Here is a 13,877-nt window from a genome sequence, read left to right as displayed (position 1 = left end):
TTTAATCATATAATCGAATAATTATATAATCCTCAAATCAAATAATCATAATTTTGGTAAATCTTCAAATCATGTAATCTTCAAATCAAATAATCAATAAAGATGGGTAAAAATTTAAAAGAAGTAGCGTTACTATTTTTTAAGTTGGGAAGCATTGCTTTTGGTGGTCCTGCGGCTCATATCGCCATGATGGAAGATGAAGTAGTGAAGAAAAGAAAATGGATGACCCATCAGCACTTTCTGGACTTGGTAGGTGCTACAAACTTAATTCCTGGTCCCAACTCCACCGAAATGACCATGCATTGCGGACATGAACGAGCTGGCTGGAAAGGCTTGATTGTCGCCGGTGCTTGCTTTGTATTTCCTGCGGTTGCCATTACAATGGTTTTTGCTTGGTTGTATCAGCAATACGGACAATTACAAACAGTGGAACCCTTTATTTACGGTATAAAACCCGCCGTAATCGCCATTATTCTTGGTGCAGTTTACCGATTAGGAAGTAAAGCTCTAAAAAATGTGGAGCTAGGTATATTAGGAGTGTTGACGTTGATTGCCTGTTTACTCGGCGTACACGAAATTTTAGCATTATTTGTCTGCGGATTTATCGGTTTGACTTGGTATGTTATTAAAAACTCAACATCCAATCTAAACAGTTTTACACCTCTTGTTTTATTGCAAGTCGCCATTTCAGCTAGTAACCTAAAAATTCTTTTGACATTTTTAAAAATCGGTGCCTTACTCTACGGAAGCGGTTATGTGCTATTTGCTTATTTAGATGCGGAATTAGTCAGCACTGGGTTACTAACCCGACAAGAGTTAATAGATGCCGTAGCGGTCGGACAATTTACACCGGGACCTGTTTTATCAACAGCAACATTCATCGGTTGGCAATTAAACGGATTTTGGGGAGCCGTTGCAGCGACGGTTGGAATATTTCTTCCGTCATTTATTTTTGTTGCTATTCTCAATCCACTTGTACCAAAAATGCGAAAATCGAAAGCCATCGCTGCTTTTTTAGACGCTGTGAACATCGCAGCCATTGCCGTTATTATCGCCGTTTGCATAGACATGGGAAAAGATACTTTAACCGATTGGCGAACCATTCTAATTGCCCTACTCAGCATCATCGCTGTATTTGTTTTTAAGAATATGAACAGTGCGTTTATTGTTATTGGAGGAGCGCTTGTCGGGTATTTATTGACATGGATATAAATACAACGCATCCATAATCCCAATTTAATGTCCTGTTAAAAAACAAATCCATATAATTTCAATACTTTTGTTTTCGTAAAAAATAATGAGATTCCCTCCTGATAGCTATCGGGATCGCAGGAATGTAAAATATATACTTTTCCAATGAAAAACACAGCTTTAACTGAAACTCACGTAGCCCTTGGCGCTAAAATGGTGCCATTTGCTGGCTTTAACATGCCCGTACAATATGAAGGCGTAAATGCCGAACACGAAACCGTTAGAAATGCCGTTGGCGTATTTGATGTATCGCACATGGGTGAGTTTTTAATTGAGGGTGAACACGCGCTGGATCTGATACAAAAAGTAACCACGAATGATGCGTCTAAATTAACCATCAGCAAAGCGCAATACAGTTGTATGCCGAATGATACAGGTGGTATTGTGGACGATTTAATTGTTTATAAATTAAAAGAAAACACCTATTTATTGGTGGTGAATGCCAGCAATATTGAAAAGGACTGGAATTGGATACAATCTAAAAATGATGTAGGTGCTGCGATGCGTGATGTGAGTGAGGACTATTCCTTACTTGCCATTCAAGGACCGAAAGCGGTGGAAGCCATGCAAAGTTTATCGAGCTACGATTTATCCAGCATTGATTTTTACAATTTTGTTGTGGCAGATTTTGCAGGGATTGATTATGTGATTATTTCAGCAACGGGTTATACCGGCAGTGGCGGATTTGAGATTTATTGCAAAAATAGCGAAGTCAAACAGATTTGGGATAAAGTTTTTGAAGCTGGAGCAGATTTTGGGATTAAGCCGATTGGTTTAGCCGCTCGTGATACCTTGCGTTTGGAAATGGGCTATTGTTTGTATGGCAATGATATTGACGATACCACCTCGCCTATTGAAGCTGGTTTGGGATGGATTACCAAATTCACCAAAGAGTTTACCAACTCCACAGCTTTAAAAGCAGAAAAAGAACAAGGCCCCAAACGTAAATTAGTCGCCTTCGAATTGGATGAACGTGGCGTTCCCCGACATGGCTACGATATTGTAGATAGACATGGTAATAAAATTGGCGTTGTTACCTCTGGCACTATGTCACCTACCTTTAATAAAGGTATTGGCTTGGGTTATGTGCCGACTGCTTTTTCAGAAATTGAAAGTACCATTTATATTCAAATCCGCAAAAATAACATCCCTGCAACCATCGTAAAGTTGCCTTTTTATAACATATAATGCGCCAAGATTTTCAAGCCATTTTAGATACCATTTATAACCATGTAACATCTCTTGATGATAAAGGAACGGTGGCATCGTACATCCCTGAATTAGCAAATATTGATAAACATCATTTTGGAATTCATTTAAGAACATTGGATGGTAAAAGTTATGGCGTTGGCAATTTCGATACACGGTTTTCCATACAAAGTATTTCTAAAGTATTGGCACTTTCACAAGCCGCATCATTGGTTGGAAATGATATTTTTAAACGTGTGGATGTAGAGCCTTCTGGAAATCCGTTTAACCATTTGGCATTATTGGAAATTGAAAATGGCATTCCTAGAAATCCATTAATTAATTCTGGAGCCATTGTGATTGCGGATATTTTGATATCTAATTTAAAAAATCCGAAGCAAGATTTTTTAAACTATGTGAGGGAGTTGGTTGGTGATGATTCCATAGATTTTAATTTGGAGGTTTCACATTCTGAAAAGATAACTGGATTTAAAAATTATGCAGCAGCCAATCTCTTAAAATCCTTTAATAATCTGGAAAATAGTGTGGATGATGTTTTGGATTTTTACTTTCATCAGTGTTCCATAGAAATGTCCTGCAAGCAATTAACCAAAGCCTTTTATTTATTTGCCAATAAAGGAACTAGTTTATTACAAAAAGCCCAGCTCACCGAATCCCTCATAAAACGCATCAATGCCATTATGCTAACCTGTGGTTTTTATGATGAAGCTGGCGAATTTGCCTTTGAAGTCGGACTTCCCGGAAAAAGTGGCGTTGGTGGCGGTATTGTCGCCTTATTACCTGATAAATTCGTAATTACCACGTGGTCACCCGGATTGAACAAAAAAGGGAATTCACAATTGGGCATGATGGCGTTGGAGCAATTTACAAGTGTCACAAAACTATCTATTTTTTAAATATTCTATTGGGAATTACTGTGCGGTATGATAAAAAAAGAAGAGAAACATAGAATTTTAATATTAGGTGCTAGCGGATTCTTAGGCGGTATCATTTATAAAGAACTCTGCTCCTATTTTAAAACCTTTGGAACCTATCATACACAAAATAAGCATTACGAAAAGAACAAACATTTTTTTCAGTACGCTGTTGAGGAAGACGATATTTATGAGATTTTAAATGCCGTAAAACCAACGATTATTATTTCGGCACTTCGAGGCGATTTTGCAGCGCAAGTGATAGCCCACAAACACATAGCCGAATATATTTTAGAGCATAAAACATGGTTGTTGTTTTTATCTTCTGCCAATGTGTTTGATGCGTATAGCAAGTATCCAAGTTACGAAGACGATAAAACCTTAAGCAATAGCGTTTATGGACATTTCAAAATAAAAATCGAAAATATGCTGTTGCGATTGCCAAAAAAACACGTTACCATTTTAAGGCTACCCATGGTGTTTGGCTCGCAATCGCCCAGAATACTCGACATTCTTCAAAATTTAAAAAATAACGAACCTGTTGAGGTGTTCCCTAATTTAATTATCAACGTCACCAACGATTCTAAAGTCACACAGCAAATACATTACATCATCAACCGAAATAAATACGGTGTTTTCCACTTGGGAAGCAACGATTTGGTGCATCATGATGATTTCATTAAAGAAATGATAGATGCTATTGGTGAAAACAATAAAGCCATCTATAAAAAAGTATTTACCACAAATGAAGACAGATACTTAGCGGTATTGCCAAAACATAACATGTTGCCAAAACATTTGCAGTTAACTAGCCAAGAAATTATTTCTGAATTAAAATATAATTAAACCGTTATTTACTTTAAAACCTAGAATGTCAGTTCGAGTGATTCGCCCAAGCGAATTGTATCGAGAACTCTGATTAAAATAAAATTTTGATTCTCGATACAAATTTCACATATAAAAAATCTATGAAATTCACTCGAATTGACAAAATTTTATTCAAAATGAGCAGAGGTTAATTGATTTTTAATTGTTAAATTGTAAGCATACAAATACCTAAAACTTTAAAAAGATGAATAAACTTTCAGAAGAAGAAATAAGAATGAGATTGCTTCGCTTTCCAGATTGGGATTATTATGATGATGCCATTCATGCGGAATTCGAATTTGAAAATTTCAAGGATTGCTTTAGTGCTATGAGCCGAATTGCTTTTGAATGTGAAGCACTCAATCACCACCCCGACTGGTCCAATGTTTATAATGTGCTTACCATATCATTATCAACACACAGTGCAGATGGCGTGACCGACCTAGACTTTAAACTTGCGGAAGCCATAGAAAGTATTGTAGAACCCGAAGATGAAGAATAATTAAATACACTGAATGTCAGTTCGAGTGATTCGCCCAAGCGAATTGTATCGAGAACATTGGTTTATTGATTAAAATTTGATTCTCGATACAAATTTCACACATGAAAAATGTGTAATCCCAATAGCTATCGGGACACTCGACACGAGGCAAAGCCGAACTGAACGTAGTTAATTGACAAATTTTCATCAAAATGCACAATTGGGTATGATAATTATTATTTCAATTTCTAAAATTTTTTAATTTTGCGACGGCAAAAAAAACCTTGAACATTAAACTTTTTAATAGTTAACTATATTATGGGAAGAGCTTTTGAGTTTAGAAAAGCACGTAAAATGAAACGTTGGTCGGCCATGAGCAAAGCCTTTACTCGCATTGGCAAAGACATAGTGATGGCCGTAAAAGAAGGTGGTCCCGATCCCTTAAGTAATTCGCGTTTAAGAGCGGTGATACAAAATGCGAAGGCTGTAAATATGCCTAAGGATAATGTGGAACGTGCCATTAAAAAGGCTAGCGAAAAGGGTCAAGGTGATTATAAAGAAGTCATTTTTGAAGGCTATGCTGCACATGGAATTGCCGTTTTGGTAGAAACCGCAACAGATAATAATACCAGAACTGTAGCTAATGTACGTAGCTATTTTAATAAATGTGATGGTAGTTTAGGAACGTCTGGCTCGGTGGTATTTATGTTTGACCATACGTGTAATTTCCGAATCAACGCTGAAGGATTGGATCCTGAAGAAGTGGAATTGGAATTCATCGATTATGGTGCTGAAGAAGTTTTTGCTGACGAAGATGGCATTTTAATCTACGCCCCTTTTGAAAGTTATGGAGCTATTCAAGCCGCCATAGAAGCCAAAGGCATTGAAATACTATCCTCTGGATTTGAGCGCATTCCCCAGGTTACCAAAAAACTAACGCCAGAACAAATACTGGATGTTGAAAAACTTTTAGAAAAACTGGATGATGATGACGATGTTCAAAACGTATATCACACCATGGAAGAAAGTGAAGATTAATTCCCATACGCATATATTTAAAAAGGCTATCAATCTCTTGATAGCCTTTTCTTTTTCATAGCACTTATGAAATTACAGAAACCATTGATTTTATAATTGTCCTAGCTAAAGTCCCATTATTTGCTGGACTTTTATAAATCATTAACCCATTTCTGAATATGTTTTAATTATTTAGAAAGATAAACCGATGATGCCGCAGCTAAACTATTATTTACCACTGGAGCTATATTTCCACCACTTCCAATATTATTAAACGCTAAAATTCTACCACCACCGTTTCCAGCTTCAGCAATATATACTGTTTCAGTAGCATTATCATAGGCCACATCTACAGGATTACCCAATAATGTAGAACTTCCAGAAACACGCGTTTGTTGAGATAATGCTAAAGTACCACCGTTTGCAGTGCTGGTGAATTTAGATTTAAAATTTTCAATGATTTGAAAACCACCATCATCTTGGGTATTTGTTGCATCAGCAATATCAGTTAAAACCATCATATCATTCATGGCATCATAAGTAATCCCATGAGTTCTTACAATGCCTTCAATAGTAATGATTTTTGAAGCAGCTACCGAAGCATTTGTCGTATTAGATAAAAAGTTTGTGAAAATTGCTAATTTACCAGTCGCATCTACAACAGCGTATAAATCATTGCCGTCAAATACCATACCCCATAATTTAAAATCGGTTGTAATGATATTTCTCAGCGTAAAACTATTACCGGTTTTAGAATAGATAAAAAATCTACCATCTGGTGTAGTAACATCTCCATCAACGTCTTGACTATCTGCCACAACATAAAAATTACCGTTCACGGCAACTTCCCTGGGGTTAAACATATCGGCTGTCCCAGATATTCCTATAGAAATAGCAGTGCCATCAGTTGCTAATGATGCATTAGAGAAACCTTCTAAACCAAACGAAGATCTTGAAGCTTGAACAACAACATCATTATCTTTATCATAATAAATACCATCTGCAGCGGTAGAAGTTGTCATCAGTGTTTTAGAAGTGATGCTTGATAAATTACTTACGTCATAGCTGGTGATATTCCCATTCGAATTATTTGAAGCAAATAAATATGTTGATATTGGACCTTGATTGTCATCATTATCATCATCACAAGATACTAAAATAGAAGAAAAAACTGTTGTTAATGCTAAGCATTTAATTAAATTTGACCGTTTCATATGGATTTGATTTTTATTGTTATACCCTACCTACGAAATTTTGTAAAGAGGGGTTTTAAAAAAGGTCAAAAAAAAATGAAATAAATTTTAATGTTATGAAAATCAACAAATAACAGATACATGGTAGGCAATAAAAAAGTAATTAATTGGGGGATTATTGGATGTGGTGATGTGACAGAAGTTAAAAGTGGCCCTCCTTACAAACTAACCAATGGCTTTAATCTAAAAGCGGTTATGAGGCGTGATGAAGACAAACTTAAAGATTATGCCACAAGACACCAAATAGAAACATATTATACAAATGCTGATGACTTAATCAACGACCCTACTATTGACGCCGTTTACATTGCAACCCCACCTGATACCCATAAATTTTATGGATTAAAAGTCGCTAAAGCAAAAAAAGTGTGCTGTATTGAAAAACCTTTATCGCCAAGTTATGCAGATAGTTTAGTAGTTTATAACGCCTTTAAAGAAACTAATACGCCCCTATTTGTTGCTTATTACAGACGCTCGCTACCAAGATTTCTTAAAATAAAAGAGTGGTTAGATGACGGTTTTATTGGTGATGTTAGACATGTTTCTTGGCAATTGAATAAATATCCATGTGATAAAGATTTATCAGGTGATTATAACTGGCGCACCGATGCTAAAGTCGCCAATGGTGGCTATTTTGATGATTTAGCGAGTCACGGTCTCGATTTATTTACCTACCTTTTAGGAAATATCAAAGACGTAAAAGGCATTAGTTTGAATCAGCAACATTTATATACCGCCAATGATGCCATAACTGCTTGTTGGGTTCATGATAATGGTATCACAGGTTCTGGAACTTGGAATTTTGGTTGTAGCACTTACGATGATAAGGTCATCATTTATGGAAGCAAAGGACACATTGAATTCCCTATCTTTAAGGACGAATTTGTCATATTAGAAAGTAACACTAAGACAGAATCCCTTTTTATTGAAAATCCGAAACATGTTCAAATGTATCATGTTGAAAACTTAAAAACGGCGTTGTTTAGTCCTGAATTCACACATCCATCAACAGGTGAAACGGCACTACATACGAGTTGGGTTATGGATAAAATATTAGGAAAAATTTAAGCTTTAAAAATAAAAACCAATACCATTAACTAAATAAATTATTATAATATGAAATTTAAAATAATATGTTTCATCATCTTCTTTATCAGTAGTTTTAGCGTTGTGCTTTCACAAAGTTCCTCTAAAAAATTAAAAGCTCTTATTATTGACGGCGATAGCAATCATGGCATTTGGCCAAAATCTACATTCATGATAAAGGATTACTTGGAACAAACAGGTTTGTTCGAGGTTGATATTTACAGAAAAGAATTTGTTTGGGTTGGTCCTGCTCATGATAAAGTGGAAGGTATTACTAACATCAATGAACTTGTTACAAAATATCCTTTAAATGATGGCAAAGAAAGGACAGTAGTTCCTAAAGCGCAATTCGACCCAAATTTTAATCCAGATTTCACAAAATATCAAGTAATAATTTCAAATTTTGGTTGGCAAGCCTCAGAGCTACCAGAAATGACGAGAGCCAATTTTGAAAAATTTATGCTAAATGGCGGTGGATTAGTGATTGTTCATGCGGCAAACAACCCTTGGGCTGACTGGAATGAATTTAATAAAATGATTGGTCTTGGTGGCTGGGGCGGTAGAAATGAAAAATCTGGGCCTTTTGTATATTATAATGATACTAATGAAAAAGTGGTGGATACCATTAAAGGTGGTGCTGGTTCCCATGGAGCACAGCATAATTTTGTAATAGAAACTCGTGCGCCAAAACACCCCATTATGAAAGGATTACCTAATTTATGGTTGCACAGTAAAGACGAATTGTATGAGCGTTTACGTGGCCCAGCTGAAAATATGACTGTTTTAGCAACCGCTTATTCAGATAATTCAACTGATAAAAGAAGAACAGGAAGAGATGAACCTGCTCTTATGACTATTGAATATGGTAAAGGCCGTATCTTCCATACAATTTTAGGACATATGGATTATTCCATGGAATGTGTTGGGTTTATAGTGACCTTACAACGTGGCGCTGAATGGGTCGCCACAGGAAAAGTAACTCAAAAAGTTCCAAAAGATTTTCCAACGGAAGGCCAGGTTAGTATTAGAAAATGGGATAAATAATCAATTATTTATTCCGTACATAAATTAACTTAAACCTAGCATTGGGCTGCTCGCGTTGCTCTAATTCGAATTGATTTAACGATTTGAAAAGAGGCGTTAATTTTTCAAAGCCAAAATTTCTAGCATCAAAATTGGGTTGCTTTTTAATGATAAGCGACCCAACATCCCCTAGAAAAGCCCAACCATCTTCATCGGCAGCATCGGCTACGGAATTTTTCAAAAACCGAATCACATTAGGGGTAATATTATATAAATTATCCTTTTTGGGTTTGGTTTTATCGGTAGTATCTTCTTCAGAATTCTTTAATATCTCTAAATAGATAAATTTATCACAAGCAACTATAAAAGGTTCAGGAGTTTTCTTTTCCCCAATCCCAAAAACTTGCATGCCAGCCTCTCTTAATCGAGTTGCTAATTTGGTAAAATCACTATCCGACGACACTAAACAAAATGCATCTACCCTACTTGAATACAAAATATCCATGGCATCGATAATCATAGCAGAATCAGTAGCATTTTTACCATTTGTATAACCATATTGTTGCATGGGGCTTATAGCATTTTCAAGTAGAACGCTTTTCCATTTAGATAAATGGGGCTTGGTCCAATCGCCATAAATTCGTTTTATGGTTGGTGTGCCATACTTTGTAATTTCTTCCATCATTTCACTAATATACTTAGATGGAATATTGTCACCGTCTATTAAAACGGCTATTTTAATGTCTTTAATCATGTCCACAAAGATACTTAAATTAGACAGGAAACATGGAAGTTACTAGCTAATTATGTGAATAGTCCTCCTTTATAGTTATAATCCATAATTTTTTAACATTTATTAAATAAGTTCTTACTAGTATATTTTTTACATTTAGCATGACTAATTCAGATTAATTAACAGGATTTTATCCTAAACACTCGTTTCACAACATGAAATCTTACCATTTTAAAAATTACAAAGCAATTTGTATTGCTTTTTCGTTGACGATATTCTTGTCATCTCAAAATATCGAAGCTCAAAGAAAGAAAAAAGACACTAAAAAGGACACTACAGAAGAAGCTCCGAAAACCCCAAAAGAAAAAACAATCAAGGATTTAGTTAAATCCAGCAAAAAAATTGAAGGTTTATTTACATTGTATCGAGATACCATCACGGGGTCGATACAAATGATTGTATGTGAAAATCAAATAAACAACGAGTTTATATATTTCAGCCAGATTTCGGATGGTGTTACTGATGTGGGTAGGATTAATAGGGGTTCTTACAACGACTCAAAAGTGTTTAAGATTGAAAAGTATTTCGACCGAATTGAATTTATAATACAAAACACCTCCTTTTATTTCGACCCTGAAAATCCATTGTCCAAATCTAAAGACGCCAATACAAGTAATGGTAACATTGCCAGTATAAAAATTGAGGCTCAGGACAAAAAAGAAGGTGAATATCTAATAAAGGCAGACGATTTGTTTTTAAGTGAAGTGTTATCACAAATTAAAAATCCGAGTTTGCCGGGAGAATCCCCAACCGCATTTAAATTAGGTAATCTGGATAAATCCAAGACCAAAATAAAAAATATTAAAAATTATCCTGAAAACACTGATGTTGAAGTTGAATACAATTATACGAGTCCATCTGTCATTAATAATGGCTCCAATGCTTTAGCGGATGGTAGAAACGTTAGCATTAAAGTCTATCACAGTTTATTGGCCATTCCCGAGAATGATTATGAGATTAGATTTGATGATCCCCGGGTTGGATATTTTGCAACCCAAGTTGAAGATCAAACTTCTACAAGTTCCATTCCATACAGAGATTTAATCCATAGGTGGCATCTGGTTAAAAAGTATCCAGACTCTATTGTTTCAGAACCTGTAGAACCCATAACGTGGTGGATAGAAAATTCTACCCCTTTAGAATGGCGTGAAACCATAACAAATGCGGTCTTACAATGGAATGTTGCTTTTGAAAAAGCAGGATTTAAAAATGCAATGGCCGTAAAAGTACAACCAGATGATGCCACATGGGACGCTGGCGACTTGAGATATAATGTTCTAAGATGGACATCATCTCCTGAACCTCCATTTGGTGGGTATGGCCCTAGTTTTGTGAATCCGAAAACAGGACAAATTTTGGGAGCAGATATTATGTTAGAGTTTTTACATTTTACTAACCGTGTACTATATGACAAAGTATTTGAACTGGCTTCCGTTGATAAACCATTTAACGATTCAAATACACATGATCATAATTTCAAGTATTGCTCTTTAGGAGAGGAATTGCACCAAGAAGTTATGTTTGCTAGTGCTGTTATTTCTGCTGGTAGCAACTCTGAATTAGAGATGGAACGTATCAAAAAAGAATCCATGACGGCTTTAATTATGCACGAAGTTGGACATACATTAGGGCTTAATCATAATATGAAAGCAAGTCAATTATTCTCTCCTGAACAATTGAATGATGCCGCTTTTATAAGCGGAAAATGTTTAACGGCTTCTGTAATGGACTATGCTGCACTTAATATAACAAGAGATAGAAGTAAACAAGGTCAATATGATGATGTAGCTGTTGGTCCTTATGACCATTGGGCCATCCAATTAGGTTATAAACCTTTTAAATCTGAAATGGAGCGTCAAGCTTTACTTGATGAGTCTACCAAACCAGAACATATTTTTGGAAACGATGCAGATGATATGCGCTCTCCTGGAAAGGCCATAGACCCCAGAGTCAATGTATCCGATCAATCTAACGACCAAATAGCTTGGGCCATCGATAGGATTGAATTGTCTAACGATTTGATGAAAGACGTGAAAATGAGATTTACAAAAAGTGGCGAATCTTATCAGGAATTACGAAGGGTTTATTATCTACTGAGCAATCAAAAAGGCTCTGCAGCCAATACCATTTCTAGATTTATCGGCGGTGTATATGTAGATCGTGCTATGGCTGGTCAAAAAGGCGGCTCACAACCCTATACACCTGTTAGTTTAAAAGACCAAAAAAGAGCTATGTCAGCATTAAACACCTATGTTTTTGCACCAAATGCCTTTAATGCGCCAAATGATTTATATAACTATTTAGCCATGCAGCGTAGGGGTTTTAATTTTAGATTGCCCGAAGACCCTAAAATTCATGATCAGGTGTTGGGCTATCAAAAAACTATTCTCAGCCAATTATTGCATTACAATACATTGCAAAGAATTACTGATTCAGAACTTTATGGAAATGAATATGTACTTTCCAATTTTATGACGGAATTAAACGATGCTATTTTCAAAGCGGATATTTATGGCAGTATAAACTCTTTTAGACAAAATCTTCAATTGGAATACACTAACAATTTAATAGACATATTAACTGGAAAACAAGCAGAGAGATATAATAATAATGCCAAATCGATGGCATTGTATAATTTAAATGCTATTAAAACCATGGCAACACCCTCGGGTGATATTGCTTCAAGAGCCCATAAACAACATCTAAGAACACTTATTGATAATGCCTTAGAGGAAATTAAGTGATATATGCTTTATGCAAATAAAAAAAGCTACCATTAAATGGTAGCTTTTGTGTTTTTAGAAATAGCGAATGTTTCTTTTTAGGAACAACCAACATTGTTTAATTTATGTTTCATTGCTATAATTGTATGATTTCAATTTTCATGCCATTATTTTGAATGCAGGCTACATTTTTTTATATAATTCCTTGAGCTTTTTTGCGGTCATTAATTTTTTCCAGTTATTACCCAAAGCATTATCCCATAATGGCTCTAAACCTAGAGCGACCCCAATCATAATATCAAAGTCTTCATCACTTAAATTCGAACAAATTCCTTGAGGCAGTACTATGTTATTCTTAGTTTTCATGGCTTTAAAAAGTGCCACTTCTTTCGGATAAAATTCTTCTAAATGATCAAATACAATACAGTTACCAATACCATGCTTTATGCCTAGTAGGTAAGATAATCCATAACTCATAGCATGGGCAACACCAACCTGAGAGTAAGCAATGCTCATACCACCATGCCAAGACGCCATCATGAGTTTTTCTTGAGATTCTACTTCGCTAAGGGTATTATCCAAAAAGATTTCTTTACATAGATCATATGCCATGTTTCCATAGGTTTCACTAAACGTGTTCAAATACGTCCCATTTAAAGATTCTGCACAATGAATAAAACAATCCATACCTGTATAAAACCATTGATGATTTGGAACATCTTTTGTAAGCTCAGAGTCTAAAATAACTTGATCAAAGGGCGTGAAATCTGAATTTATTCCAAGTTTTCTAGTGGGTCCCGTTAATACAGTTGTTCTTGAAACTTCGGCACCAGTACCAGAAATGGTTGGGATGCCAACATGATAAATAGCAGGATTTTTTACCAAATCCCATCCTTGATAATCCTTAGTCTCCCCTTCATTTGTTAACATGATTGAAACTGCCTTGGCTAAATCCAACAACGTGCCTCCTCCTATGCCTACAATTCCTGACGGACGTTCTTTTGTCGTTAATATAATATCTTCAACTAAGTCATCAACCTGTGATGTTTTGGGTTCTTCATTAGCAGATATATAGATGATTTTATCATCATAAGACAATGGTATTCTTGTTGTTATCCAAGTATTATTCTTAAACACATCATCTACCAAAAAGATAAATGGGGCATCTGGATTCAAGCGTTTTGGGGTTATTATTTCACTTAACTGATTGAAACTACCTCTACCAAAAACAACTCTTGGTACCATGGGAAAGTTTTTGTA

General features: G+C 35.6%; 12 protein-coding genes. 9 read left to right on the top strand and 3 right to left on the bottom strand.

Features of this window, described 5'->3' with window-relative positions; genetic code table 11:
* Positions 1-102: 102 nt before the first annotated feature.
* The 6 genes from chrA to CDH49_RS11755 all read left to right on the top strand — a co-directional run bounded on the left by chrA (position 103) and on the right by CDH49_RS11755 (position 5,760).
* Positions 103-1,212, top strand: a complete 1,110-nt coding sequence (gene chrA / locus CDH49_RS11780) for a chromate efflux transporter (protein ID WP_100615734.1) — start codon at positions 103-105, stop codon at positions 1,210-1,212.
* A 144-nt stretch (positions 1,213-1,356) separates the two neighbouring features.
* Complete coding sequence (gcvT, locus tag CDH49_RS11775) at positions 1,357-2,439, top strand: glycine cleavage system aminomethyltransferase GcvT (protein ID WP_100615733.1); 1,083 nt, start codon at positions 1,357-1,359, stop codon at positions 2,437-2,439.
* On the top strand, positions 2,439-3,356 hold the full coding sequence (locus CDH49_RS11770) for a glutaminase (RefSeq protein ID WP_100615732.1): 918 nt from the start codon (positions 2,439-2,441) through the stop codon (positions 3,354-3,356). The genes gcvT and CDH49_RS11770 overlap by 1 nt, the downstream gene beginning before the upstream one ends.
* A gap of 27 nt (positions 3,357-3,383) precedes the next feature.
* Positions 3,384-4,220, top strand: a complete 837-nt coding sequence (locus CDH49_RS11765) for a sugar nucleotide-binding protein (RefSeq protein ID WP_100615731.1) — start codon at positions 3,384-3,386, stop codon at positions 4,218-4,220.
* Positions 4,221-4,446: 226 nt separating this feature from the next.
* On the top strand, positions 4,447-4,743 hold the full coding sequence (locus CDH49_RS11760; RefSeq protein WP_100615730.1) for a 4a-hydroxytetrahydrobiopterin dehydratase: 297 nt from the start codon (positions 4,447-4,449) through the stop codon (positions 4,741-4,743).
* Between the two features lie 297 nt (positions 4,744-5,040).
* Complete coding sequence (locus tag CDH49_RS11755) at positions 5,041-5,760, top strand: YebC/PmpR family DNA-binding transcriptional regulator (RefSeq protein WP_100615729.1); 720 nt, start codon at positions 5,041-5,043, stop codon at positions 5,758-5,760.
* Positions 5,761-5,927: 167 nt separating this feature from the next.
* Here the strand turns inward: CDH49_RS11755 and CDH49_RS11750 are convergent, their stop codons facing one another.
* Positions 5,928-6,953 carry a hypothetical protein gene (locus CDH49_RS11750; RefSeq protein ID WP_100615728.1) on the bottom strand — a complete coding sequence of 342 codons (1,026 nt, stop codon included), beginning with the start codon at positions 6,951-6,953 and terminating at the stop codon, positions 5,928-5,930.
* 120 nt (positions 6,954-7,073) lie between these two features.
* On the opposite strand from CDH49_RS11750, the gene CDH49_RS11745 reads away from it, so the two are divergent.
* Both CDH49_RS11745 and CDH49_RS11740 read left to right on the top strand, forming a co-directional pair.
* A complete protein-coding gene (locus CDH49_RS11745) occupies positions 7,074-8,060 on the top strand; it encodes a Gfo/Idh/MocA family protein (RefSeq protein WP_100615727.1) in 987 nt (328 codons plus the stop codon).
* 48 nt (positions 8,061-8,108) lie between these two features.
* Positions 8,109-9,122 carry a ThuA domain-containing protein gene (locus CDH49_RS11740; protein ID WP_193434734.1) on the top strand — a complete coding sequence of 338 codons (1,014 nt, stop codon included), beginning with the start codon at positions 8,109-8,111 and terminating at the stop codon, positions 9,120-9,122.
* A gap of 4 nt (positions 9,123-9,126) precedes the next feature.
* Here CDH49_RS11740 and CDH49_RS11735 read toward each other — a convergent pair whose 3' ends face one another.
* Positions 9,127-9,855 (bottom strand): NYN domain-containing protein, encoded by a 729-nt coding sequence (locus CDH49_RS11735; RefSeq protein WP_100615726.1) that lies wholly within the window; start codon positions 9,853-9,855, stop codon positions 9,127-9,129.
* A 194-nt stretch (positions 9,856-10,049) separates the two neighbouring features.
* Here CDH49_RS11735 and CDH49_RS11730 point away from each other — a divergent pair, with 194 nt between their 5' ends.
* Entirely contained in the window at positions 10,050-12,638 is a 2,589-nt protein-coding gene (locus tag CDH49_RS11730) for a zinc-dependent metalloprotease (protein WP_100615725.1), read from the top strand.
* Positions 12,639-12,800: 162 nt separating this feature from the next.
* On the opposite strand, the gene CDH49_RS11725 is transcribed toward CDH49_RS11730, so the two are convergent.
* On the bottom strand, positions 12,801-13,862 hold the full coding sequence (locus tag CDH49_RS11725) for an iron-containing alcohol dehydrogenase family protein (protein ID WP_100615917.1): 1,062 nt from the start codon (positions 13,860-13,862) through the stop codon (positions 12,801-12,803).
* Positions 13,863-13,877: the final 15 nt, after the last annotated feature.

It is taken from the genome of Confluentibacter citreus (assembly GCF_002807055.1).
GTDB lineage: Bacteria > Bacteroidota > Bacteroidia > Flavobacteriales > Flavobacteriaceae > Confluentibacter > Confluentibacter citreus.
This window is presented reverse-complemented; position numbering and strand designations above follow the sequence as displayed.